At 36.5% G+C, this 24,081-nt stretch carries 28 protein-coding genes; 1 reads left to right on the top strand and 27 read right to left on the bottom strand.

Annotated elements, in window-relative coordinates:
• Positions 1-297: 297 nt before the first annotated feature.
• The 14 genes from B2R82_RS18925 to metG all read right to left on the bottom strand — a co-directional run bounded on the left by B2R82_RS18925 (position 298) and on the right by metG (position 13,584).
• On the bottom strand, positions 298-876 hold the full coding sequence (locus B2R82_RS18925; protein ID WP_286926411.1) for a 50S ribosomal protein L25/general stress protein Ctc: 579 nt from the start codon (positions 874-876) through the stop codon (positions 298-300).
• A gap of 247 nt (positions 877-1,123) precedes the next feature.
• The gene (locus B2R82_RS18920) at positions 1,124-2,083 is read right to left on the bottom strand and encodes a ribose-phosphate diphosphokinase (RefSeq protein WP_054772172.1); all 960 of its coding nucleotides are present in this window, start codon (positions 2,081-2,083) and stop codon (positions 1,124-1,126) included.
• Between the two features lie 24 nt (positions 2,084-2,107).
• Complete coding sequence (gene glmU, locus B2R82_RS18915; protein WP_286926410.1) at positions 2,108-3,478, bottom strand: bifunctional UDP-N-acetylglucosamine diphosphorylase/glucosamine-1-phosphate N-acetyltransferase GlmU; 1,371 nt, start codon at positions 3,476-3,478, stop codon at positions 2,108-2,110.
• A gap of 461 nt (positions 3,479-3,939) precedes the next feature.
• Complete coding sequence (spoVG, locus tag B2R82_RS18910; protein ID WP_054772170.1) at positions 3,940-4,242, bottom strand: septation regulator SpoVG; 303 nt, start codon at positions 4,240-4,242, stop codon at positions 3,940-3,942.
• 213 nt (positions 4,243-4,455) lie between these two features.
• The gene (locus B2R82_RS18905; protein ID WP_286926409.1) at positions 4,456-4,830 is read right to left on the bottom strand and encodes a RidA family protein; all 375 of its coding nucleotides are present in this window, start codon (positions 4,828-4,830) and stop codon (positions 4,456-4,458) included.
• Positions 4,827-5,660 carry a pur operon repressor gene (gene purR, locus B2R82_RS18900; RefSeq protein ID WP_004229190.1) on the bottom strand — a complete coding sequence of 278 codons (834 nt, stop codon included), beginning with the start codon at positions 5,658-5,660 and terminating at the stop codon, positions 4,827-4,829. The genes B2R82_RS18905 and purR overlap by 4 nt, the downstream gene beginning before the upstream one ends.
• A 56-nt stretch (positions 5,661-5,716) precedes the next feature.
• Positions 5,717-6,583 (bottom strand): 4-(cytidine 5'-diphospho)-2-C-methyl-D-erythritol kinase, encoded by an 867-nt coding sequence (ispE, locus tag B2R82_RS18895; RefSeq protein ID WP_286926408.1) that lies wholly within the window; start codon positions 6,581-6,583, stop codon positions 5,717-5,719.
• 283 nt (positions 6,584-6,866) lie between these two features.
• Entirely contained in the window at positions 6,867-7,049 is a 183-nt protein-coding gene (locus B2R82_RS18890; RefSeq protein WP_054772167.1) for a small, acid-soluble spore protein, alpha/beta type, read from the bottom strand.
• 113 nt (positions 7,050-7,162) lie between these two features.
• Positions 7,163-7,423, bottom strand: coding sequence for a biofilm formation stimulator Veg (gene veg, locus B2R82_RS18885; RefSeq protein ID WP_283870258.1), 261 nt, complete (start codon positions 7,421-7,423; stop codon positions 7,163-7,165).
• Positions 7,424-7,579: 156 nt separating this feature from the next.
• Positions 7,580-8,461 carry a 16S rRNA (adenine(1518)-N(6)/adenine(1519)-N(6))-dimethyltransferase RsmA gene (gene rsmA / locus B2R82_RS18880; protein ID WP_286926406.1) on the bottom strand — a complete coding sequence of 294 codons (882 nt, stop codon included), beginning with the start codon at positions 8,459-8,461 and terminating at the stop codon, positions 7,580-7,582.
• The gene (gene rnmV / locus B2R82_RS18875) at positions 8,454-9,020 is read right to left on the bottom strand and encodes a ribonuclease M5 (protein WP_286926404.1); all 567 of its coding nucleotides are present in this window, start codon (positions 9,018-9,020) and stop codon (positions 8,454-8,456) included. The genes rsmA and rnmV overlap by 8 nt, the downstream gene beginning before the upstream one ends.
• Positions 9,021-9,238: 218 nt before the next feature.
• Positions 9,239-10,450: a G5 and 3D domain-containing protein gene (locus B2R82_RS18870; protein WP_286926402.1), complete on the bottom strand. Its 1,212-nt coding sequence runs from the start codon at positions 10,448-10,450 to the stop codon at positions 9,239-9,241.
• A 135-nt stretch (positions 10,451-10,585) separates the two neighbouring features.
• Positions 10,586-11,356, bottom strand: coding sequence for a TatD family hydrolase (locus B2R82_RS18865; RefSeq protein WP_286926400.1), 771 nt, complete (start codon positions 11,354-11,356; stop codon positions 10,586-10,588).
• Between the two features lie 251 nt (positions 11,357-11,607).
• Positions 11,608-13,584 carry a methionine--tRNA ligase gene (metG, locus tag B2R82_RS18860; RefSeq protein ID WP_286926399.1) on the bottom strand — a complete coding sequence of 659 codons (1,977 nt, stop codon included), beginning with the start codon at positions 13,582-13,584 and terminating at the stop codon, positions 11,608-11,610.
• A 350-nt stretch (positions 13,585-13,934) separates the two neighbouring features.
• Between metG and B2R82_RS18855 the strand changes: the two genes are divergently transcribed.
• Positions 13,935-14,213, top strand: coding sequence for an AbrB/MazE/SpoVT family DNA-binding domain-containing protein (locus B2R82_RS18855; RefSeq protein WP_036150958.1), 279 nt, complete (start codon positions 13,935-13,937; stop codon positions 14,211-14,213).
• A 192-nt stretch (positions 14,214-14,405) separates the two neighbouring features.
• On the opposite strand, the gene rsmI is transcribed toward B2R82_RS18855, so the two are convergent.
• The 13 genes from rsmI to B2R82_RS18790 form a co-directional block, all read right to left on the bottom strand.
• Positions 14,406-15,278: a 16S rRNA (cytidine(1402)-2'-O)-methyltransferase gene (gene rsmI, locus B2R82_RS18850; protein WP_286926398.1), complete on the bottom strand. Its 873-nt coding sequence runs from the start codon at positions 15,276-15,278 to the stop codon at positions 14,406-14,408.
• Entirely contained in the window at positions 15,275-15,538 is a 264-nt protein-coding gene (locus B2R82_RS18845) for a GIY-YIG nuclease family protein (protein WP_283870251.1), read from the bottom strand. The genes rsmI and B2R82_RS18845 overlap by 4 nt, the downstream gene beginning before the upstream one ends.
• A complete protein-coding gene (locus B2R82_RS18840) occupies positions 15,522-16,271 on the bottom strand; it encodes a tRNA1(Val) (adenine(37)-N6)-methyltransferase (RefSeq protein WP_286926396.1) in 750 nt (249 codons plus the stop codon). Before B2R82_RS18840 ends, B2R82_RS18845 begins: the two co-directional genes overlap by 17 nt.
• Positions 16,272-16,337: 66 nt before the next feature.
• Positions 16,338-16,694, bottom strand: coding sequence for a DNA replication initiation control protein YabA (gene yabA / locus B2R82_RS18835; RefSeq protein ID WP_054772163.1), 357 nt, complete (start codon positions 16,692-16,694; stop codon positions 16,338-16,340).
• 28 nt (positions 16,695-16,722) lie between these two features.
• A complete protein-coding gene (locus B2R82_RS18830) occupies positions 16,723-17,538 on the bottom strand; it encodes a PSP1 domain-containing protein (protein WP_283870249.1) in 816 nt (271 codons plus the stop codon).
• Entirely contained in the window at positions 17,531-18,535 is a 1,005-nt protein-coding gene (holB, locus tag B2R82_RS18825) for a DNA polymerase III subunit delta' (protein ID WP_286926393.1), read from the bottom strand. Before holB ends, B2R82_RS18830 begins: the two co-directional genes overlap by 8 nt.
• Before the next feature lie 141 nt (positions 18,536-18,676).
• Positions 18,677-19,117, bottom strand: coding sequence for a YaaR family protein (locus tag B2R82_RS18820; RefSeq protein WP_283870247.1), 441 nt, complete (start codon positions 19,115-19,117; stop codon positions 18,677-18,679).
• A gap of 65 nt (positions 19,118-19,182) precedes the next feature.
• The gene (locus tag B2R82_RS18815) at positions 19,183-19,512 is read right to left on the bottom strand and encodes a cyclic-di-AMP receptor (RefSeq protein WP_010857007.1); all 330 of its coding nucleotides are present in this window, start codon (positions 19,510-19,512) and stop codon (positions 19,183-19,185) included.
• A gap of 150 nt (positions 19,513-19,662) precedes the next feature.
• Positions 19,663-20,292 (bottom strand): dTMP kinase, encoded by a 630-nt coding sequence (gene tmk, locus B2R82_RS18810; protein WP_286926392.1) that lies wholly within the window; start codon positions 20,290-20,292, stop codon positions 19,663-19,665.
• A 17-nt stretch (positions 20,293-20,309) separates the two neighbouring features.
• Entirely contained in the window at positions 20,310-21,734 is a 1,425-nt protein-coding gene (locus B2R82_RS18805; RefSeq protein WP_286926391.1) for an aminotransferase class I/II-fold pyridoxal phosphate-dependent enzyme, read from the bottom strand.
• Positions 21,735-21,840: 106 nt separating this feature from the next.
• Positions 21,841-22,377 carry an HXXEE domain-containing protein gene (locus tag B2R82_RS18800; protein WP_286926390.1) on the bottom strand — a complete coding sequence of 179 codons (537 nt, stop codon included), beginning with the start codon at positions 22,375-22,377 and terminating at the stop codon, positions 21,841-21,843.
• A gap of 61 nt (positions 22,378-22,438) precedes the next feature.
• Positions 22,439-23,011 carry a TetR/AcrR family transcriptional regulator gene (locus tag B2R82_RS18795; protein WP_286926389.1) on the bottom strand — a complete coding sequence of 191 codons (573 nt, stop codon included), beginning with the start codon at positions 23,009-23,011 and terminating at the stop codon, positions 22,439-22,441.
• A gap of 297 nt (positions 23,012-23,308) precedes the next feature.
• Positions 23,309-23,560 (bottom strand): hypothetical protein, encoded by a 252-nt coding sequence (locus B2R82_RS18790; RefSeq protein WP_286926388.1) that lies wholly within the window; start codon positions 23,558-23,560, stop codon positions 23,309-23,311.
• Between the last annotated feature and the right edge of the window lie 521 nt (positions 23,561-24,081).

Here is a 24,081-nt window from a genome sequence, read left to right as displayed (position 1 = left end):
TGCTGTCGCTTCGCTTTCGCACAGATAAACAATGCGTCCGGTTTTTGAATTGTTCCTGCACAATTCATTCCTTTGAAAATCCGTGACATCTGCCAGACTTTATCTTCATTCAGTAGATGTTTGATTACCACTGAAAGGAGCCTTATCTCATCATCTGTAGAGATGGGAGTCTTCTGTATCTGCCGCTACACTTACACGCAAAGCCGCTTTGCTTTCGATACAAAAACATTTGCTGAATGAAGATAAAAAAGGCTATTAAAGAAGTATAGCCTCTTTAATAGCCTTAGCAATATATTGTTATTCTTGTTCTTCTTCTGTAGTTTCAATAGTAGCCGGAGCCATAAGTGTGACCAAAATATGATCATCTTCACTAACAACATCAAAACCAATACTTTCACGAATTTCAGCAACTGTGATGGTTTCGCCAATTTTAAGATTCGTAATATCAATTTCAATTACTTCAGGCAATTCAGCCGGTTTTACTTTAATTTTTATCTCTAAATTAGGCTGCATCAAAATGCCGCCCTCGCTGACACCAATTGACTCCCCAACTAGTTTAATAGGGACATCTGCTTCTAATGCTTCAGACATATTAATGGCAAGAAAATCAACATGGTTCACTTCATCTTTTAAAGAGCATTGTTGGATTTCTGACACAACAACATTTACTTTTTTCCCTTCTAACTCCATCGAGAACACACTGTTTTGTCCATTTTTTTGAATGGATTTTTTGAATTCCTTTGCTGAAATAGAAATTGGGGTCGAATCTAAATTATAGCCGTAAATAACCGCAGGAATGGCTCCCCCTTTTCTAAGTTGGGATAAAGTCGAACGATGCCCAGCTTCGCGCTTTGTAACACTTAATACTGTACTCATATCTATATCTTCCCCTTCCAAGAAAAATTATTTACGCCTTACTACGAATGTCACTACATTTAAAAGGTACCCATGACATTTGTTGAAGGCTATAATAATATTCACTTCTCTCTTTGTAAGTCGTGAAATATTATTAAGTCACAATTACCATTATACCCTTTTATAAGAAAATTCACACAAAAGACGCCTATAAAAAAACAAATCTACCCGTGAAGATAGATTTGTTCTTTATTTAGCCATATATTTATTAATCAAATAGAGTACTTACAGATTTGTTTTCATAGACACGAGAAATTGCATCAGCCATTAATTTAGCTACAGAAAGCTCTGTAATTTTTGGCGATTTTTTCTCTTCAGCAAGCTGGATTGTATTTGTTACAACCAATTCTTTGATTGCAGAGTTTTCGATACGTTCAATAGCTGGGCCGGATAGTACTGGGTGAGAGCAGCAAGCATAAACTTCCTTCGCACCAGCAGCACGTAATGCATCTGCACCAATCGTAATAGTTCCCGCTGTGTCAATAATATCATCAATCAAGATTGCCACTTTACCATCAACATTACCAACAATGTTCATTACTTCTGCAACGTTTGGTTTTGGACGACGTTTGTCAATAATTGCAATCGGTGCTTTTAAACGTTCTGCCATTTTACGAGCACGTGTTACACCACCATGATCTGGAGAAACTACTACAATTTCATCCGCTGGAATACCTTTTGATTTGAAGTAATCAGATAATAAAGGTACCGCCATTAAGTGGTCGATCAAGATATCGAAGAAACCTTGAATTTGAGGTGCGTGTAAATCTAAAACGATAACACGTGTTGCACCAGCTGTTTCAAGTAAGTTTGCCACTAATTTAGCTGTAATTGGCTCGCGCGCTTTTGCTTTACGATCTTGGCGTGCATAACCATAATAAGGCATTACGACGTTTACTGTACGAGCAGATGCACGTTTAACTGCATCCACCATAATTAAAAGCTCCATTAAATGTTCGTTTACTGGTGCAGAAGTTGATTGCACGATAAACACATCACAACCACGAATACTTTCTTCAATGCTAATTTGAATCTCTCCATCGCTGAAGTGCTTAACAGAAGATTTACCTAATTCTACACCCATTTCTTGCGCGATTTCTTGAGCAAGTGGATTATTGGAATTAAGTGAAAATATTTTTAATTGTGAGTTTGCATAATGATACGGCATGATGGCCTCCTGTTTAGTTGATAATTATTTTGAATTTAATTTGCTTACATAATTCGGTTTGTTTTCTTGTCTTGCACGAGCAATTGCAAGTGCGTCTTCAGGAACTTCTTTTGTAATTGTAGATCCTGCTGCAATAAATGAACCTTTTCCAACTTTGACTGGTGCTACTAAGTTAGTATTACATCCTACAAATACATCATCTTCAATAATTGTTTGGAACTTATTTTTTCCGTCATAGTTGACAGTAATGGAACCACAACCAATATTAACATTGTTACCAATTTCCGCATCGCCAATATAGCTTAAGTGCGATACTTTTGTGTCATTCCCTAGATTACTTTTCTTCACTTCTACAAAGTTACCAATTTTCACATGGCTACCAATAGTAGAAAGTGGTCGAATATTTGCAAACGGTCCAATCGCTGTGTCTTCTGCTACAGCGCTTTCACGCACAACAGAAGAATGTACTGTTGTACGATCGCCAATGCGGCTATCTATAATTTGAGTGTTAGGGCCAATTAGACAGTCCTCTCCAATTACTGTCTTCCCTTCGATCATAGAGCCTGGTTGAATAACCGTATCACGACCAATCACTGCATCTGCACTAATATACGTTGCTTCTGGATTAATAATAGATACACCATTACGCATATGCTGCTCATTAATTCTTGCACGCATCAATGTCTCTGCTTGCGATAAAGCAACACGATCATTGACACCAAGTGTTTCCTCGAAATCTTCCGTTACATATGCTTCAACAATCTCGCCTTGCTTTTGTAATATTTCAATGACATCAGGTAAATAATACTCACCTTGGACATTGTCATTTTTCACAAGTTTTAACGTCTCAAATAACGCTTTGTTATCAAAACAATATGTGCCAGTATTAATTTCTTTTACTAATTGCTGCTCTGTTGAAGCATCCTTTTGTTCAACAATTTGCTCCACTTGTCCATTATCGCCACGTAAAATGCGACCATAACCTGTTGGATTATCCGTGATTGCAGTTAAAATGGTTGCTTTGGCACCCTTTGCTTGATGATGCTCAAATAATGCTTGCATTGTTTCAGGGCGAATTAGTGGCGTATCACCACAAACAACTAATGTTGTTCCCTCTTCACTACCTAAAATAGCCTCCGCTTGTTGAACAGCGTGTGCAGTCCCTAGTTGTTCTGCTTGTAAAACATATTCACTTTTATCACCAAGCTGTTGTTGTACTTTTTCAGCACCATGTCCTACGACCGTTACGATGCGATTAACATCTAACGTTTGAATATGATCCACCACATGTTGAACCATTGGCTTCCCACATACTGGATGGAGCACTTTATATAATTTGGACTTCATACGTGTACCTTGACCTGCAGCCAAAATGACAGCAAAAATGTTGCTCATCTGTAAGTCCTCCAATACGCTCATTTTCTCTTATGACTATATAGCAAAATTCATCTATTTTCAAGGTATGTAGACTTGACAAAAAGATGAATTCCTAAATCAAATGCACCTTATGCTCGATTGTTTATATGTATGTCCATAAACTACTGTATTTTTCTTATTTACAAAATAAAAAGAACTCTCCGAATAAGAAGAGTTCTTAATAATAAGTTTTCACCAGTAATATGCTGAATTTGGGGCAGTTAGGCGATTTGGTAAATCGTGTAATCCTTTAATTGCTCCAAACTTTACACAGCAGGTCCTTTGATCAATTTCGCCTTGGCGTAATTGCGTCCGGATTTTAAATTGTGCCCAGGCCTCACGAGGGCCAACACGATGTCGGACCTGTAGGGTGGGAGTCTTCTGTATCTGCCGCTTTACTTTCGATACAAAAAAACATTTGCTGAATAATATTTTTCTTACTAAACGCCAATTCCTTCTAATTCTTCAGCTTTATCGGCCTCTTCTGATTCGCTTGAATTATGATACTCGTTTAAAATAATCTCCTGTATTTTATTACGAGTAGTAGAATTAATCGGATGCGCAATATCTCTAAATTCTCCGTCAGGCGTTCGTTTACTTGGCATAGCTACAAATAATCCAGTATTTCCATCAATTACTCGAATATCATGAACTACAAACTCATTGTCGAGTGTAATGGAAGCAATCGCACGCATACGACCATCCGTCTGAACACGACGTAATCTTACATCAGTAACTTCCATTTTCTCACCACCTCTCTTCTTAGATGCCTAAATGAAAATATAATATTCTTAATTACCGAATATTTTCCTTTTCATAGTCTATCAAATTTTCTAAAAAATTTGAATACTTATTAATATAATATTTTCTCTAATTTACGTAAATTTTGACAATTGTTTGTCAGCTCTAAAAAAAACTCGCTAAAAGATTGTTCTTTTAGCGAGCTTTACTGTTACTTATTTAACGATGGCAATAACTTCAATTTCTACTTTTACATCCTTTGGAAGGCGTGCAACCTCTACCGCAGAGCGAGCAGGTTTATGATTACCGAAGTGACTTGCATATACTTCATTCATTGCCACAAAATCATTCATATCCTTCATAAAAACTGTTGTTTTCACAACATGATCTAAAGATGTGCCTGCAGCTTCTAATACTGCTTTTAAGTTGGCAAACACTTGATTTGTTTGAATAGTAATATCACCCTCTACCAATTCACCGGTAGCCGTTAGCGGAATTTGGCCAGAGCTATAAAACATGCCGTTTATAATAATCCCTTGCGAATATGGTCCGATTGCTGCTGGTGCATTTGATGTTGCTACTACTTTCATTTGTCATGTCCCCTTTTAGAAAAATAGTTACCTTCACTTAATGCAATTGTACGGTCTTTTTCGTTGACCTCATGAAGCTTAACGAGTGAATAATAATCATCTACTAAAGTTTCATCTGCATGCTCAGCTTCTACAAGCACTGCGATACCTGCAAGCTGACAATCAAATTCCTCTAGTAAATTTTTCATGCCATTCATTGTACCACCGACTTTCATAAAGTCATCCGTAATTAGTACACGTTGTCCACTCTTCATACTTCTTTTTGATAATACCATTGTCTGAATTCTTCGGGAAGAACCAGAAACATAGTTAATGCTGACTGTAGAACCTTCTGTTACTTTACTATCTCTTCTAACAACTACAACAGGTACATTTAAATGTCTTGCAATAGCATGTGCAATAGAAATCCCTTTTGTGGCAACAGTCATAATAACGTCAATTTGTTGATCAGCAAATGCCGATGCAAAGACTTTTCCAACCCGGTTAATCAAATCTGGATTGCCGAGTAAGTCCGTCATAAATAAATAACCGCCTGGTAACAAACGATCTGAATGCTCAAGTTCTGCCTTTAAATCTTGAATCACTAAACGTACCTCAGCCTCGGACATTTTAGGGATATACTTTACTCCTCCTGCAGCGCCCGGTACTGTCATCAATAACCCGATTCCTTTTTCTTCGAAAGTTTCTTTTACAATCGTTAAATCTTCACTAATGGAGGATTTTGCAGATTGATATAATTCAGAAAAATAAGTTAGCGGGATCAGCTGATGTGGATGTTCTAGCAAATAATACGTCATATCCACTAGTCGTTCACTACGCTTCCATTTCATGCGACCCTCTCCTAAACACGAATATTTATAGGTAAAATTAACACAAATTTGCGGTTTTAAGCAAGCGTATTTCGTTCACCTAAAATACGCACAGCATATACTTCTTCACAAAAACCACGTAAGCCATTATAAATGCGGCTTACTCGAGCCTCGCTGTCTACTAGACCAAAGACCGTAGGACCGCTTCCGCTCATCAATGTTGCATCCGCTCCAAAGCGCTTCATCTGTTCCTTTAACATTACTACTTCTGGATGTAGCTTAAATGTTACAGTTTCCAAAACATTCCCTAATGATGAACACAATAGCTCATAATCTTCCATTTCAATAGCACGAATCATTTGCTTCGTATTTGGATGCTCTAAACCTTCAACCTTTAGTCCTCCATAGACTTCTGCAGTAGAAACACCTATTTTAGGCTTAGCTAAGACTACCCAACAGTTTGGCGGTGCAGGCAATTCTTGAATTTTTTCCCCACGCCCTGTGGCTAATGCTGTACCACCATAGACACAAAATGAAACATCAGATCCAATTTTTGCACCAAGTTCAGCTAATTCATCAATGGATAACCCTAAATTCCATAGCTCATTCAACCCCTTTAGTGTAGCAGCTGCATCACTACTGCCCCCTGCAAGACCTGCTGCAATTGGTATTTCTTTTTCTATAGTAATGGATACACCTTGTCCAATGCCGTATGTATCTTTAATTAGACGCGCTGCCTGATAAGCAAAATTACGATGATCATTCGGCACAAAATTATCAGTTGAAATTATTTCTATTGTGCCATCTTCTCGGGATTCCAAACTAATACGATCTGCTAAATCGACAGTTGTCATGACCATCTCTACTTCGTGATAATTATCTGGTCTTTTATAAAGTACATCTAATGTTAAATTTATTTTTGCAGGCGCCTTTACATAAAGCATCTTTCTTCCTCCCTTATAACTACACTTATCAATTATGCTTTGTCGCAATTATTGGCTGGCGCTCCTTCAGCTCTTCGCTTTCGCAACAACCCATCATCTTACGTACAAGATTATTCATTTTATTTTACCATAATGGGAAAGCGAAAATGGAAAAAAAGAACCGTATACCCCTATTTGGTGTAACGGTTCTCTCTCGTCAGTTGTGTTGTTGTGTCAGCAGAAAAATTCCATTCCTGCTAAAAGAAATTATTTTTTATAAGTTGGCTATTTTAGCAAAAATAGTCTACTTATTTTGGTCTTGCTCATTACTTGCTCGCTCAGCCATTTCTATGGCACGTTTGACCATATTACCGGCGTCACGAGCTTTAATGCCGCCCCAGCCTTCTCGTTGCACAACATCATAAAATCCAAGCTCTTTTGCGATCTCTTCTTTTAATCGAGGTGACATGATACCTTTTCTAGGCATATAAACTCCTCCTTTAACAACTGACGAATTTAGTATGTCCCGAAAAACGCAAAACACTCATGCAGTTTTTAACATACATGAGTGTTTCAAAATATAGAAATAAGTACTAGAAACTATTTTGCGACAGCAGCCTTTGCTTCGTCTAAAAAAGTAATCTCTACTGCTTCAGTTAAAATATCTGTGTAGCTATACGATACGCGCTTGCACGTATTGTCCTCTTGATCAAGCTCAACTACAAAGATAGCACGATATGTCTCACGTAATATCCCTGCACACTCGACCGTTTTCTTGCGACCTCCGTTTGCTCTTAACTGCAAACGTTTACCCAAATGACAATCCAACGACTTTTTAATGTCCGCTAAAGTTTTTGGCATTTTCGCTTACACCTCACTACAAAACAGTATAAGCGATACGCCCAAAAATGTCAACAAAATATAATATTTTATCAGCCCTGAATAAATATTGTCAACTTATTTTTTATGAAAAATTATGTTTTTTTTACTTGTAAGAAAAAATGTTAACAAAATTTCTTACTTTCCAAATGTCGGATAGAGCGCATCTGCTAATTTTCCAAACTCTTGTATGCTAAGTGTTTCTCCTCGACGGGTTGGCTCTATATTGACTGCTGTTAAAGCCTCTAAAATTTTCTCTTTATTTTGCTTTCCATTTGGTAAACCCGATTGTAAATTATTGAAGATTGTTTTTCTTCGCTGCACAAAGGATGCACGTGTCACGACAAATAAGAAATCCTCATCAATCACTTTTACAGGGGGTTCATCATGCTTAATTAAGCGAATGACCGCAGAATCTACATTAGGCTGTGGCATAAATACAGTTTTTGGTACCGTCATGGCAATATCAGCCTTCACATAATATTGGATTGCTATCGATAAAGAACCATACTCTTTCGTTCCCGGTTTGGCCGTTATACGATCTGCAACCTCCTTTTGCATCATGACAACAAAGCCTCTTATCGGTAAACGATCATTTAGTAATTTCAGTAAAATCGGAGTCGTCACATAATACGGCAAATTTGCTACTACCATAATATCCTCAATACCCGGCATCTCTTCCTCAATTATCTTAGCAACATCTGCCTTTAAAATATCTGAATGTACAATTGTCACATTATTATATGGACTTAATGTATCTTCTAATACAGGTAATAGTCGTTGATCAATTTCAAAGGATACGACCTTTTTTGCACTTCTAGCTAAGTGTTCAGTCAATGCCCCAATGCCAGGACCCACTTCAATTGCACCACTATTTTCAGTTAAATTTGCATGACTAACAATATTTCTTAAAATGTTTGGATCTATTAGAAAATTTTGACCTAAGCTTTTTTTAAATGAAAATCCATATTTTTTTAAAATTTCTTGTGTTCTAATTGGTGTTGCAATATCCTTATGCATTGTTTTCCTCCTGATCTAGCTGTGCGACAGCCGCACCAAATTGCTGTTCTGTAATTTGAAACATTTTTAATCTTTTGTGAAGCTGCTTACCATTTGTTGCGCCAATATTCAACAGCTCCCCAAGACGATCCCGACGATATTTTGCACGAGGATGTCCAATTAAACGTGCTGTCATTAAATCCTCTAGTGTAATGTCATCAGTTATCGGCTCTATACTACTTGGCGTATAGACATGTTGGAGTGCCTTTCGTATATCTTCATCTGCTGCGTGCTCAATTCCAAGCCCTTTACCGTTTTTGGCAATTGTTTTTGCTTTTGGTAAGAAGGCATGCTTAACCCCTTTCACACGCTCTTCTATAATTGCACGAATTCGCCGTCCTGGATAATCAGGATCAGTAAAAACGATGACACCTCTTTTATCCTGAGCATGCTGAATTCGCTTCAGCGTTTCTTCTGAAATTGCTGATCCATTTGTTTCTATAGTATCTGCATGTACAGCTCTTTTAATGGCAGTTGTATCATCTTTTCCTTCAACCACAATGATTTCTTTTATTTGCAAAAAGGCTCCTCTTTTCTACCTTATCTTCAGACCATTTTACAACTGCACTGTTTGATTGTACAGAAATACACGGTTATGTATTCTAGGACAAAGTATTTACATTCTTTCTAAAAGGTACAAACTTTGTCCACTAAATAAAGATAAAAAGCTTTCCCGCCAGTCAAAACAGGAAAGCTACAATATAGTGAAAATACATTTTGATTAATTTTACAATTTTTTTAATTTAATACTTTTATACGCACTTTCTTTACGCCCCACTTACTAGCTTGGGCATCAGATTGTACAAGTATATCGATCTTATTACCCTTAATTGCGCCACCAGTATCCCCAGCTACCGCTGTTCCATAGCCTTCAACCCATACTTTTGAGCCAAGCTTAATAACAGATGGATCTACCGCAATTACTTTTAATCCAGCACCTGAACGTAAATTAATGCCCGTGGCAGATGTACCTGAACATCCCTTACAATACGGTGTATAGGCTGTTGCTGTAACATAAAATTCTTTACCGTTAGCTGGCTCTGCTGAACCACGTGATACAGTCGCTGCACTTGCCACAACAGTTTTAGTACCTACTGCAACCACTTGCTTCTTCGGCTCCTTTAGAACCTTTTCAGTTTTTAGATTTCTAGCTACCTCTTTACCATTTTCTTTCACGACTTCAAACGTTCGAGAAATAGAACCTTTCTCGCCCGTTGTCACTACTTTTTGTTTTCCCTTCTGCAACGAAGCATCCTGCTTCTTTTCAACTGCGAAATCTAAAGAGTCTTCCACTACATCGATAACCTTTTCTACGCGAACTACTGTGATTTTACTCTTCGGAGTAATAACGTCCTCGAGGTTATTTTCGACACGATCGGATTCATTAAGCTGAATTCCTTGTTGTTTTAAAAAGTTAGCGACCGTAGTCGAAGTGGACCATACTTGTCTTTCTTTTACACCATCGACAAGAGCTACTGGAAACGCTTTTTGAATTTCAATTTTGCTATCTGCTCCTACTTCCGTATCCAGACCTTGTACTAAAGAGTCGTGCTCAGATACTTGAATATTCGCTTCTTTCAAAATGTCTTTCACTAGAGTTTCAGTTGTCCAAACTTTTGACTGATTTCCATCAACTGAAATAGTTACTTCTTTTGCCTGTTCCCATGAAATTGCTAATCCATTAACAATTTTGGTGTTCAGAGAGGGTGATATTTTGTCATGCTCTGCTATGTCTATATTTTGATCTTGTAATAATTGTTCTACAGTTTTGGCATGTGTTGCTACTTCGATTTTTTCTCCGTTTGCTTCAAGCGTTACGGTTTGTTTAGTACCTTGATAAAGTACAAATGAAATTACAGATACAAACAGGACAAGTGAAATAATTCTTATCACTGTTTGCTTACTCCTCAATGATCCTAAGAACAAGTTTTTCATGGAATTATTTGACATGAAAAAACGCCTCCTTAATACAAGGTTGGATTATACGGACTAGATTTGGCACTGTCAACCCGAAAGTATTTCTAAGAAAATTGACTTCGCCATTTCGACCAACCACAAACCCAATATTGGAGGCATGTCAGCTAGTTAAACGTCAATCCTAAAAAATTTTTTCGCATTGGCTGTTGTCACCTGTGCAATTTCCTCAATTGTTACCCCTTTTAAACGCGCAATTTCTTCTGCCACTAATGGCACAAAAGCTGGTTCATTACGCTTTCCTCGATATGGATGGGGCGCTAGATACGGTGCATCTGTTTCAATCATCAAATGCTCTAACGGTATTTCTGTCGCCACTTCCTTGGGCATCCGTGCATTTTTAAATGTCACCGGCCCACCAAGGCTAATCATAAAATTCATAGCAATACATTCATGTGCTGTTTCAACACTGCCACTATAGCAATGCATAACGCCTCCAACAGATGCTGCATTTTCTTCACGTAAAATTCGTACAACATCCCCTGTTGCATCCCTGTTATGAATAATGATTGGTAAATTCACCTTTTGCGCTAAATGAATTTGCTTGCGGAAAAGTGCTTGTTGAACATCCTTCGGAGATTTATCCCAATAGTAGTCCAACCCGGTTTCACCAATACCAACTATTTTTGGATGTGCTGTTAATTCCTCAATCCAATTCAAATCTTCTTGTGTACAATCAATTGCATCAACCGGGTGCCACCCTATGACACCATAAACAAAATCATATTGTTCAATCAGTTGCATAGTTTTTTCAATGGTTTTTCGGTCAAATCCAACCACAACCATTGTTTCTACCTTTGCCTCAAGGGCTCTATCAATAACCTCTTGTAAATCTTCTGTATACTGATCTGCGTTTAAGTGTACATGTGTATCGATGAACATCGTCATTCTCCTAACATAGATTTTATTAAAAAATATTATTTCTTTTTTTGCGTAAGTATTACAAATATATTACAAACAATTTGGTATTGTGACATTACACATAATCCCAAACACCTTATTCACTACCATTTACCTATAAAAATACAAAATTTACCTTCTATAAATTATCTTAAAATAATACTTACTGAGAATTGCTAAAAGATTTTAAAAGCCTGCTGAATTTTTACATTCAGCAGGCCCCCTAAAATTCTTTACTTAACTTTTGCTCCATTTTCAAGCTTTGAATCGACGGAAGCTAATTTTAAAATTCCATCTTTTTCACCAGCTAAAATCATACCTTGAGATAATTCACCTCGTAATTTCACCGGTTTTAAATTAGCAACTACTATCACCTTTTGACCAACTAATTCGTCAGGAGAATAGAACTTAGCAATGCCTGAAACTACTTGTCGCTGTTCATATCCAAGATCAACTTGAAGCTTTAATAATTTATCTGCTTTCGGAACCGTTTCACATGCAATTACTGTTGCTACACGTAAATCGATTTTCATAAAATCATCAATTGAAATTTCAGGAATTTCTGGAATCTCGGAAGTTTCTGATTGATCTTTAGGCTCCTCTTCCTGTAGCGTCTTCACTGAACCACGCATTTCATCACGAATATAGGCAATCTCTACTTCACTCTCTAAGCGTGGGAATATCGGAATACCTTTTTCTACCACTTTAATGTTTGCTGGAATAGTATTGCCGAATGTTTCAATTGTATCCCATGCTAAGAATCTGTCATCCAAGCCTAATTGTTCAATTATTCGTTTAGGTGTAGATGTCATAAACGGTTGTAACATGACGGCAATTTGGTGTAAACTTTCCGCCAAATTTCGCATAACAGCGCCTAATTTTGGTTTATCTGTTTCCTCCTTTGCTAGAACCCATGGTTGAGTTTCATCTATATATTTATTCGTGCGTGAAACAAGTGTCCATAAGTCTGCCAATACGACACTAAATTGCATTTTTTCCATACTTTCTTCATATTTAATACGTACCGCCTCAGCTTGCTCTTTTAAAGCAGCATCAAACTCTGTTGGTAGAAGATTTTCTGTAGGAATAATACCATCGAAATATTTATTAATCATAGAAATTGTACGATTCAATAAATTTCCTAAATCATTTGCAAGATCAAAGTTAGTTCTTTCCACAAATGATTCTGGTGAAAATACACCATCAGAACCAAATGGTAGCTCACGTAATAGGAAATAACGTGTCGCATCTAGGCCATAACGGTCGATTAACATTTCTGGATAGATAACATTGCCCTTCGATTTAGACATTTTACCATCCTTCATCATAATAAAACCGTGTGCAAATACTTTTTTAGGAAGCGGTAAGTCAAGCGCCATTAGGAAAATTGGCCAATATATTGTATGGAAACGAACGATATCCTTTCCAACTACATGTACATCTGCTGGCCAATATTTGTTGAATAATGTTTCATCGTCTGATAGATAGCCTAAAGCAGTGATATAGTTCGTTAAGGCATCCACCCAAACATAAATAACATGCTTCGGATCACCAGGTACTTTAATTCCCCAGTCGAATGATGTTCTTGATACAGATAAGTCCTCTAGCCCTGGTTTAATAAAGTTATTGATCATCTCATTTTTTCGAGATTCAGGTTCAATGAACTCCAGGTTCTCCTCATAATAAGCTAATAGACGGTCTGCATATTTCTTCATATTAAAGAAATATGATTCCTCTTTAACTTTATGCACTGGACGACCGCAGTCAGGACAGTTTCCATTCTCTAGTTGTGTTTCGGTAAAGAAAGATTCACAGGGAGTACAGTACCACCCCTCATATTCACCTTTATAAATATCATTATTATCTAAAAACTTTTGGAAGATCTTTTCGACAGCTTTCGTATGTCGATCTTGGGTTGTTTGAATGAAATCATCATATGAAATATCCGTTAAAGCCCACAGTCTTTTTGCAGCATCTGCAATTTCATTTACATATTCCTGTGGATGCTTGCCCGCTTCAGCTGCTTTCTCTTGAATTTTTTGCCCATGCTCATCCATTCCAGTTAAAAAACGTACATCATATCCACGTAAACGTTTATAACGTGCAATTGTATCTGATGCTACAGTTGTATACGCTGTACCAATATGAAATTTTCCACTTGGATAATAGATTGGGGTTGTTATATAGAATGTTTTGTTTTGTTCGCTCACAAGAACTGCCTCCATTGTTTCACAGTATACTTTCTATTCTAACGAAGTACGAAATTCGTTTCAATGAAAGTTTGAATCGTACGCGAAAATTGTCGAATCATATATTCAATCCATTAAATGTCTTAAATAAGAAGCTTTTTTACTATAAATTAAAATATATAATAAAAACCTTTTATAAAAATCAATATATCTGTTTTCTCCTCAAAAATTTTTTTAAAAACAATAATATTAGTGCATTAATTAATTGACGTTTATGGCATTACTTGGTATGATAACTATCAGACAAAGAAATTATGTCGAAATTTGACGAAATACCAATATAACTTTTAACATTAGGAGGAAAAATAATTATGAAATCAACAGGAATTGTTCGTAAAGTCGATGAGTTAGGTCGTGTAGTAATTCCTATCGAACTACGCCGTACTTTAGGTATTGCTGAAAAGGATGCTTTAGAAATCTATGTGGATGATGATAAAATCATCTTAAAAAAATATATGCCTAACATGACATGTGCTGTTACTGGCGAAGTATCTGATGATAACTTCCGTCTAGTTGGAGGCAAATTAATTTTAAGTCCAGAAGGCGCAGAAATGTTAATGAAAGAAATTCAAAATAACTTAAAAAAATAATGTAATTTAGTTTTTAATATACCCAAATTAGGAGACCCTTATAATGTCCATGTCAGACCTTTCACATTTAAGGGTACTATTTTTTACAATTATTATCAATTTAAACATTTATAATTAATAAAAAAATATAATTTCCAACTTGGTTAACTATACAAAAGAGGCTGCCTCTCTAAAGGCAACCTCTTCTTTTTATTAGTTATGATATTCATTATATACATCTCGTTTAGATACTTGACGTAGTTTGGCTACTTCTTTTATAGCTTCTTTTGATGTAACACCTTCCTGAGCAATAATATAATCGACATGTTCAACAAAGGACATTTTTTCCCAATACACTTCCTCGTTATCCTCTTCCTCAAAATTGCTATTTCCTTCAAGGATAATACAAAATTCTCCTCGGATTTCCTCATTTTGAGACCATTCCACCGCCTCATTGAGACTCCCTCTTAAAAACTCCTCGAATTTCTTTGTCAACTCACGCGCTAATACAATTCGACGATTTCCAAGAATAAGCTCCATATCTTTTAAGGTTTCCTTTAAGCGATGAGGTGCCTCGTAGAACAGTATTGTTTCCTGACGTTTTTTTAGCTGCTCTAATTGCTGTCGACGTTCCTTTTTCCCGCGATTCAAAAATCCATAAAAGAAAAACGGCTGGGGTGTTAATCCAGATGCAATTAAAGCAGATAGTGCTGCATTCGGGCCCGGAACCGGCACAACCGGAAAGTTCTGAGCGATTGCCTTTTCAACTATATCTGCTCCAGGATCAGAAATACAAGGTAAACCTGCATCACTCACTAATGCAATTGTTTTTCCCTCCTGTAATAAAGTTAATAATTTTTCTCCTCCAACGATTAAATTATGTTCATGATAACTTATTAAAGGTGTTTCAATGTCAAAGTAGTTACACAGCTTCTTTGTATTTCTAGTATCTTCCGCCGCTATGATATCTGCTTCTTTTAAAATACGTAGCGCACGGACGCTCATATCCTCTAGATTTCCAATAGGTGTTCCTACAAGATATAAACAGCCTGTCTGATCGTGTATGGCACTTTTTTGTGATTTCACGATTCACCCCTCCTTATATAATTAATTTTTTGTGCTCTTGTTAGTTGCTTAAAAGCATACTCTGCACGCATTGCCTCTTGTTTTGTTTCGAACTCCTCCATATAAATACATTCCACTGGTCCTCTGGCTCTTGTATATTTTGCCCCTTTACCAGCATTATGTACAGCTACACGCTTTTCTACATTGTTTGTATAGCCTGCATAAAGTGATTGATCTGCGCATTCTAGCACGTAAAAGTAGTGATTATTGTTCTTTTCCATAAAGAATTTCTCTCACCTCAGGTGTATATTCATTATTGGCTTTATAGACATACAGCGGTGGTAAAATTTTCAAATCTGGCTTTCCATCTTTTATTCCTTCTATTAATAACGTATTGGCCTCTTTCCCTTCTTTGGGATAAATAAATTGCATTCTTTTTGGCTCTAAACGATTTGCACGCATTGCTGTAACAATGTCTAATAATCGCCCTGGACGATGCACAAATGCTGCCTTTCCGCCTTGTTTTAGTAATTTACTAGCTGATTGAATTGCTTCTTCTAATGTTAAATATAGTTCATGTCGTGCAATGGCATGATGCTCACTAAGATTTTTATCACTTGCCTCATGTGCTAAAAAATAGGGTGGATTGCAGGTAACAACATCATACTTTTCAATGCCCAGTTGCTTTGGTATTTCTTTTACATCTCCAAGGATCATTTGAATTTGGTTTTCTAGCTGATTGTACTGAATGCTTCTCTCCGCCATATCAAATAAACGCGGTTGAATCTCTACTCCCGTTATTTGTCCTTTAGTTCGAGCACTTAAAAAGAGAGGGATGACACCATTACCTGAGCATAAATCAACAATGTTCCCTTTATAGTAAGGAACATTGACAAACTTCGAAAGTAATACTGCATCCAAAGAAAATGAAAAGACTGAGGGACTTTGTATAATACGTAAGTTCTCTGCCAACAAATAGTCTAGCCTTTCATCATCCTTTAACCATTCATCCATATTTTTTCTTCCTCCTACTATACAAAACAAAAGACTGATACCACCGTAGTGGCAATCAGCCTTCTATTACACATTTTGTTTATTTAAAAATGATAGACAAAACAGACAGTCTTCACCTTTACGTGAACTTCCGAAATGAACATGACATACATGGAAGCCCTCTTGGTACAAACGTGCCAGGTTATCATAGCCTTCTCCAATATCTAGTGAAGTCTCTTTTTTCACATCAGCAGCCTGTATGGAGTTATCTTTAGCAAGTAGTTCTTCTAGACGTGTACGAAGGTGATGATTTTCTGTTTCAAGTGCCTTATGCTCTTCCATCATTAACGCTACAAATTGCTTCAATGCACCAAATTGCTCCTGCATTGCTTCGAGCTGTTGTTCGAACTCCATAACGGTATCTAAGAAATTACGGTCCTTCACCCAAGCCACCTCGTTAAATTCTTCTATCTCATATAAGATTTTTTTCGCATGCTAGCAGTTCTTCTAGTGTATACTCAACTGTGCGTTCCTGCTCTTGTAAATAAACTTGAATGAGTCTCTCCAGCACATTTAAACCTACAACTCTACCGCGTCCGTCTGGTGTCATCGTCATTTCACCAATGTCAGGCATGCCCTCTTTCGCTTCCTCATATTCATCATTCTCATACTTTAAACAGCACATTAAACGGCCACATAGACCTGAAATTTTTGAAGGATTTAAAGAAAGATTTTGATCTTTTGCCATCTTAATAGAAACTGGATCAAAGTCACCTAAAAAGGTTGAGCAACAGAGCATTCGTCCACAAGGACCTATGCCACCCAACAATTTTGCCTCATCACGCACACCAATTTGGCGAAGTTCGATACGTGTTCTAAATACCGAGGCTAGATCCTTTACTAGATCCCTAAAGTCGACACGTCCTTCAGCTGTAAAATAAAAAATAATTTTATTACGATCAAATGTATATTCAACATCTACTAGCTTCATTTCTAGATTATGCTCTATAATTTTTGTACTTGCCAGTTCAAATGCCCGCTTTGACTCAGCTGCATTTTCCTCTACCTGAATACGATCACGTTCATCCGCTGGTCGTAGTACTTGTTTAAGTGGTAATACAACATCATTATCCCCAACAACCTTTTGTGGGACAACTACTTTACCATATTCTACACCACGAGCTGTCTCTACAATGACATATTGACTATCTTCTAGTAGATATGATGCTGGATCAAAATAATATATTTTACCCGCTTTTTTAAAGCGGACTCCCACTACATTATACAAATGTGTATCCCTCCTGCAGATTTAGCATTAGCTGCTCCATCAATAACGTCCTATTCATGTTACGCTGTAAAGATGCTCGCGCCTGTAAAATAGACTCCATTTGACTAGATAGGCGTTCATAAGTCGAATGTAACGCAGCTTCTTTAAATGTCTGTAACATGTCTGGATAAGTACAAGCTGCCTCGGGATTAGCTTTTATTGACACTATATCACGGTAAGCAAATAGTAGTAAATCCAATGCTTGTTCCATTTCACTTTTTTCTTTAAAAAGTGGCAACCATTCTTCATGCACAACTAGCATTGCTTCGTGTACACTTTGGCGAATTACCTCTACTAATTTTAACACTGTTTTTCGAGCAAGTGCAAACTGCTCGTCATTTGCTAAAAATATAGCTTTTTCGAGCTCATTCGTCATCATGCTCACTGTACAAGACATTGAATAAGAAATATTGCTTTCTTGCAAATGATTTAACAATACATGACGAGGCATTTTTTGAAACTTTATATGCTGACATCTAGAGCGAATCGTTGGTAATATTGACTGCATTTGCTCAGTTAGCAAAATGGCCGTAACCTCTCCATCAGGTTCCTCTAAAAATTTTAGAATCATATTTGCAGATGCAATATTAAGTCGATCTGCATGATGAAGTACATAAATCTTTCGCCCTTCTTCAACACCCATCATCTTCATCTCAGCTACTAAATCACGTATTTGATCAATTTTAATAAATTGACCATCTGGATATATTTGATGAATATTAGGATGATTGCCAGAATCAACACGTCTGCAATTTCGACATGTTTCACATGGAACATTTTGATTTGGTTGCTCACATAGCATTAATTTGACAAAAAACAGCATAATATCTACTTTGCCTGTCCCTTTTTCGCCATCAAAAATGTAGGCATGTGCTAATCTATTTTTGTCAAAAATCGTTTGAAGCTGCTTCATTACGACAGGTTGTAGTGAAAATAGCTCTTCAACATTCTTGGCCATATATTTAAATTCCTTCCTATAACAATTACAAATAGATATAATTGTTTGCCATTGCTCTCTTCTCGATACAGAATTACTTGTAACAATAAGCAAAATATATTTGAAAAAAGCCCGCGCCTACAAGAGAACGAGACACGGGTTTTACATATACAGATTAATTAATAAGCCTTTTATCTCACCGATTTTATCAAGAAGATCAATTGCTTCTTTCTCTTCATCTAAAATATCTTGTGCTAACTCCACAAGGCGAGAATCAATCGTTTCGATAATTTTTAAACGTCTTCCCTCACCGAAACGATTCCAAGTATGTGATTGCTTTAATTCCATACCATGTTCGACTGTTTCTTGTAGAAATTTTTTAACAAGCATTTTAAAACGAGCAAGCTCTCGTAAATTTCGTGATCTTGCAACTCGGTCACCCGCAGTAGAAATATCCCCTAGCAATCGTGTAAGCTGTTCAGTCTGCAATTTGGTTCCCTGCTTGACGACCATATCTCCAAATCGGTTATTTTGATTATTATTTTGTAGTGGCTCTTTGCGATTAGTATTTAACCCGACACGTATATCTTGATTGATCTTCAAGCTGTATTCGCCCCCACTTGCTTTCTTTATCGATACACAAAAGCTAATTTAAATTTCGTTCTGAACTAAAAATGATGAAACTGCTCAATTGGTAAAACAAAAACTGTCGCTCCTCCTACTTCAACCTCTACAGGATAAGGTATATAGGAATCCGCATTACCGCCCAATGGTGAAACGGGTGCCACCATTTGTTCCCGAGCTCGACAATTATCTCGAATAATATCTAAAACTTTGGGTATAAGAGAGTCTTCGGTTCCAATAAGAAATGTAGTATTTCCAGAACGTAAAAAACCTCCTGTGCTCGCTAACTTAGTTGCGCGAAACTGATTCTTCGTTAAAGCATTTGATAAGCGACTGCTATCCTGATCCTGCACTACAGCTACGACTAACTTCATTCGCACTCACCCCTTTTATAAAATTAACCTAGATCAATTTTTGTTACCATTATCTATAGGAAAATTTCAATTTAATGAGCGTTTTTTTCTCATTAAATAAAATAATAGATGTTACCATTATATCACAATGTGTTAGACAACTTCATGCTTTTACTGCAATGCATCAAATAATAATGCCCATACATCTTCTACAACACGCTCAATATTTTGCTCAGCATTAACAACATGTATTCGCTCCGGGTAACGATCCACTAGTTGTAAATAACCTTCACGAACTTTCTGATGAAAGGCTAAGCTTTCAACATCTAATCGATTTACCTCTCGTTCACCATGAGCATGAATACGTGCTAAACCAATCTCTGGTTCAAGGTCAAATAAAATTGTGATATCAGGCAATTTCTTACCGATTGCAAACTCATTAATAGATAATACCTCATCCACACCGATACCACGTGCATATCCTTGATAAGCTAATGAAGAATCAATAAAGCGATCGCAAATCACCATTTTCCCCGCATCTAATGCAGGTCTAACCTTTTCAAAATAATGCTGACTTCGAGCCGCTGCGTACAATAATGCCTCTGTTCGTTCATCCATTGCTGTATGTGCTGGGTTTAAAATGATTGTCCGAATTTTTTCAGCAATCTCTATACCACCAGGTTCTCTCGTTGCTAATACATCGATATTCTCCTGAGCTAGTCGCTCAGCTATTTTTTGAATGACTGTTGTCTTTCCGGCACCCTCTGGACCTTCAAATGTTATAAATAAATTGCTGTTCATCCTGTAATTGCCTCCAACTATTTCATGACCTCAATCATTTTTTCTTCTAAACGGTGATTTCCCTGGAATGTTGCACCTGTAGCCAATAATTCCTCAAGCTGGCTCAATTTTGCCACTGTTATCTTTTCCCCTGGAACAAGTAATGGAATGCCTGGAGGGTAAGGAATAACCATGCTTGATGAGATTCGCCCCATTGTTCGCATATACGGTAACCATTCCTTTTCTGATTTTTCAATTTCCTCAATAGAATAAGCTGGTTCGGTAATGGCTACAAAATTATAGGCTGTATGTGGAGCTGTTATTATATCTGCTTTCGGTGTATTTAACAATATTGTTATCGCCTCCTTAATACGGACACGAATTTCTGCAAAGGGATAGTTATGCCCCTGTTTTAATAAAGGTAGTACCAACAAAACCTGATTTGCATCTGCTAGCTCTACATATACTTGTTTTGCCTCCAGTGCCTCTTGTAGTTGGAAACCGCTATAGCCCTCTACACGGAGTAATAATTTTATAGGGTCATCTACCTCGATAACTTTCAAAGATCCTATTGCCCGTAATGCTTCTACCCATTGATTCTTTTTTTCTATTATATATGCACCATCACTCTCCATATATGTCTGTATATAATAGCGTGCATCATCTAAAGAAGCTAATAAAAGATAGGATGGGCTACTAGATTGCAGCATACGTAGATAGTAATTTATTTTATCGACATTAATGATATCTGAATTAACATGCATAAAGGATGCCATTGTCATTGCAGGTAGAGTTTTATGTGCTGACTGTACCACTATATCTGCACCAAACGTCAATGCTGATGGTTGGAATAAGGCACAGGCACTAAAATGGGCTCCGTGTGCTTCATCTACTAAGACAGGAATTCCCTTTTCATGGCAGTAGGCTATCTGCTGCTGAATTTCTTTAGATGTCATACCATAATAAGTAGGGTATGTTAAAACAACAGCCCGGGCCTCTGGATAATAATCAACGGCTTCTTTTAAATCCTTATAGGAAACATGCGTTGCTGTTAGTGTTTGATCATCCCACATGGGTGAGACAAATACAGGTCTTGCTCCAACCAGCTCAATTGCATGAAAAATCGACTTATGAGCATTACGTTGAACAATAATCGTATCATCCTTTTTACAGGTAGCATAGATCATTGCTAAATTCCCAACCGTAGATCCACCTACTAAAAAGAAGCTTTTCATTGTCCCATATGTATCTGCCAATAAATTTTCTGCTTCTAATATCATTTCCTCAGGATGATGTAGGTCATCAAGACCTGATAACTCCGTTACATCATATCGCATAACATCTTTAAAGGCCTGAGGAAGATGAGATAGCGCACCGTGTTTATGCCCTGGGACATGAAAGGAAATATTTTGTTGTTGTCGAAAGCGCTCTAACCCTTCTACAATCGGCTTTTTCTTTTGCAAAACAAAACACCCATTTCCGTTATATTCTTATTTAATTATAACACGATAAAAAGCTATCCCACTAAGTAGGATAGCTTTTACATCAGATTGACATAAAAACTTTTTATCAAATAACCTTTCTACCAACCCAGTGTGCAAATAAAGCAAGTGGTATTAATAATAGACAAAATGGTAAGCAAATAAAAATGATGTTCCATGTTATAACATTATTCATTAATAGTGAATGATACAAAATTAAGCTATATGGAATAATGATAATTAACGATGTGACAGCACCAGGTGTTATAGAACGAAGAAATATTGTCTGCCCTAGATGGGTAAAAGCATGAAGAAAAAAGGTTAACGTAACTATAGTGAATATATAAATATTTCCTAATTGCCCTTGATTCACAAATTGACTGGCACTAAAAGTCGAACCACTTACAAAGAAAAATATAACCACTACAGCTACTGCAAACTGTGCTGTTGACATCGAAAATTGCTTAATCACTCTATCAGCTGCTTTTGTTGGTAGTTTTGCATACAAAATTGAAGATTTATTATTTAACCACTTCTCAACCAAAATAATTTCTTCAAAATCATGGAGGATAAACATAATAGGGAATAACCAAATAAGTGTATAAATATCAATCCATTGAAGCATAGATGTACCTTCCTTCACCGAAAAAATACTGAGTATTTACTCAATTTTTTCTGAAAAATTTTTATGTATTTTGTATACCCTTTAAAATAACTGTAATTACCTCCTCTATATACTGATTTACTAATAGATTGTCGCCCTTTTTCCTTTCTTCAACTAATACATAGGTTAATATCGACGAAAGAAACATTGAGGCTGCTGTATCAATGACCTTTTTCTCAACGGAACATAGAATAACCCTTGATATGAATACACTAGCTTGTTCACGCATTATAGAAATAAAATCCACAATCTCCTCACCTACATCTGAGTTTTGTACGATTTCCGGAGACCAAATAAAAATTAAAAAATTTTTATTTTGTGACAAAAAATTAGCATATAATCGTCCAAATTGAATTAAAGCTGGATATGGCTCCATCTTGGATAACTCCATTATTTCTTTTTGGAGAGAGCCAATAAAAGAAAATTCTCGAATGAGTTTATAGAGAAGATCCTCTTTATCTTTAAAATAATAAAAGATTAGTCCCTCTGCCACACCACCTGTTAATGCGATTTCTTTAGTAGTCGTTGCATTAAAGCCCTTTTTAGTAAATAAGTCAAATGCTGCCTCTAGAATTTTATCCTTTTTCGTTGTCAAACATCTTCACCACTATTTTCTTTAAATTTGAGTACTTACTCAAATTTAAAATATATAAATAATTTTGTCAAGTTATTCCATAATACTTAAAGACATATCTAAAACATTTGTTTAATGCGACATATGCTTACCTTCGATGATAAATTACTTTCCTACATGCAATGTACACCGCAACATAGAGGACTGACATTTACTAATCAACATAAAAAAATCATTGCTCTCTAAAGCAACGATCTTTTCAACTTATTAGATATAATCATACTTACAAAAACTTAACTGCTCTAATAGTTATTCACTTTATAGGCTTGCTTTAACTGCCATTTTTTGTACTAGTTGCTCTACCAATTGTGGAACGAATTTTTCTAATATAGGATTCATCATTCCGGCTAAAAAACCACTGGCTTTCATTGTTAAATTTCCTACAAGCTGACATGTATCTCCCTGTTCTTGTCTAATTTCAAAAAAGCCATCGCCATTTATAGGGTCTGATAATCCTATCAGATCAAACATAACTTGATTTGTAGTGGATTCCTTATATTTAAGTTCCACTTTTACAGCCTTTTGAATAAAGCCAAAATCCCCTTGAAANNACCCAAATCATATCTTGTTCATTGGGAAACTCATGATGTAAGTAACCTGGTATAAGCTCAGCCCATTCTTCTTTATTTTGAATAAATGCTTGTAATTTTTCCTTCTCAATTTGAATTTCCTTGCTATATAAGCCTGTCGCCATTTTAAGCACCCCTTTATTTTGAAAGCTATTTAAATTTTAGCATTTTATGGTATACGTTTGAATAGGAAAGTAGCGCTTTAGTTCAACTTAAGTTGAAGAGTTCAAACTATGACATATGCTAAAATTTTTGACGATCTCAGGTTATTCATTTGTTTCTGATGAATACAAAATTAAATAGATAAGCATCTACCTTTCGTGAAATTAATTTAATTAGCATTACTTCTACTCTATTATTCCAGGTTCCCACTCAACTAACTTCATTTTGATAACCAATCGTAAAATAAAAAAACCACTGATTTCTCAGTGGTTGCTGTGTGCCTAGCGACGTCCTACTCTC

It is taken from the genome of Lysinibacillus sp. UBA6686, from assembly GCF_002455205.1.
Taxonomy (GTDB): domain Bacteria; phylum Bacillota; class Bacilli; order Bacillales_A; family Planococcaceae; genus Lysinibacillus; species Lysinibacillus pakistanensis.
This window is presented reverse-complemented; position numbering and strand designations above follow the sequence as displayed.

What these genes read in the sequence shown, in the direction of transcription:
- B2R82_RS18925 (WP_286926411.1), bottom strand. Translation starts at nt 876, where the DNA reads ATGAGTACAGTATTAAGTGTTACAAAGCGCGAAGCTGGGCATCGTTCG.
- B2R82_RS18920 (WP_054772172.1), bottom strand. Translation starts at nt 2,083, where the DNA reads ATGCCGTATCATTATGCAAACTCACAATTAAAAATATTTTCACTTAAT.
- glmU (WP_286926410.1), bottom strand. Translation starts at nt 3,478, where the DNA reads ATGAGCAACATTTTTGCTGTCATTTTGGCTGCAGGTCAAGGTACACGT.
- spoVG (WP_054772170.1), bottom strand. Translation starts at nt 4,242, where the DNA reads ATGGAAGTTACTGATGTAAGATTACGTCGTGTTCAGACGGATGGTCGT.
- B2R82_RS18905 (WP_286926409.1), bottom strand. Translation starts at nt 4,830, where the DNA reads ATGAAAGTAGTAGCAACATCAAATGCACCAGCAGCAATCGGACCATAT.
- purR (WP_004229190.1), bottom strand. Translation starts at nt 5,660, where the DNA reads ATGAAATGGAAGCGTAGTGAACGACTAGTGGATATGACGTATTATTTG.
- ispE (WP_286926408.1), bottom strand. Translation starts at nt 6,583, where the DNA reads ATGCTTTATGTAAAGGCGCCTGCAAAAATAAATTTAACATTAGATGTA.
- B2R82_RS18890 (WP_054772167.1), bottom strand. Translation starts at nt 7,049, where the DNA reads ATGCCTAGAAAAGGTATCATGTCACCTCGATTAAAAGAAGAGATCGCA.
- veg (WP_283870258.1), bottom strand. Translation starts at nt 7,423, where the DNA reads ATGCCAAAAACTTTAGCGGACATTAAAAAGTCGTTGGATTGTCATTTG.
- rsmA (WP_286926406.1), bottom strand. Translation starts at nt 8,461, where the DNA reads ATGCATAAGGATATTGCAACACCAATTAGAACACAAGAAATTTTAAAA.
- B2R82_RS18870 (WP_286926402.1), bottom strand. Translation starts at nt 10,450, where the DNA reads ATGTCAAATAATTCCATGAAAAACTTGTTCTTAGGATCATTGAGGAGT.
- B2R82_RS18865 (WP_286926400.1), bottom strand. Translation starts at nt 11,356, where the DNA reads ATGTTCATCGATACACATGTACACTTAAACGCAGATCAGTATACAGAA.
- B2R82_RS18855 (WP_036150958.1), top strand. Translation starts at nt 13,935, where the DNA reads ATGAAATCAACAGGAATTGTTCGTAAAGTCGATGAGTTAGGTCGTGTA.
- B2R82_RS18845 (WP_283870251.1), bottom strand. Translation starts at nt 15,538, where the DNA reads ATGGAAAAGAACAATAATCACTACTTTTACGTGCTAGAATGCGCAGAT.
- B2R82_RS18840 (WP_286926396.1), bottom strand. Translation starts at nt 16,271, where the DNA reads ATGGATGAATGGTTAAAGGATGATGAAAGGCTAGACTATTTGTTGGCA.
- holB (WP_286926393.1), bottom strand. Translation starts at nt 18,535, where the DNA reads ATGGCCAAGAATGTTGAAGAGCTATTTTCACTACAACCTGTCGTAATG.
- B2R82_RS18815 (WP_010857007.1), bottom strand. Translation starts at nt 19,512, where the DNA reads ATGAAGTTAGTCGTAGCTGTAGTGCAGGATCAGGATAGCAGTCGCTTA.
- tmk (WP_286926392.1), bottom strand. Translation starts at nt 20,292, where the DNA reads ATGAACAGCAATTTATTTATAACATTTGAAGGTCCAGAGGGTGCCGGA.
- B2R82_RS18800 (WP_286926390.1), bottom strand. Translation starts at nt 22,377, where the DNA reads ATGCTTCAATGGATTGATATTTATACACTTATTTGGTTATTCCCTATT.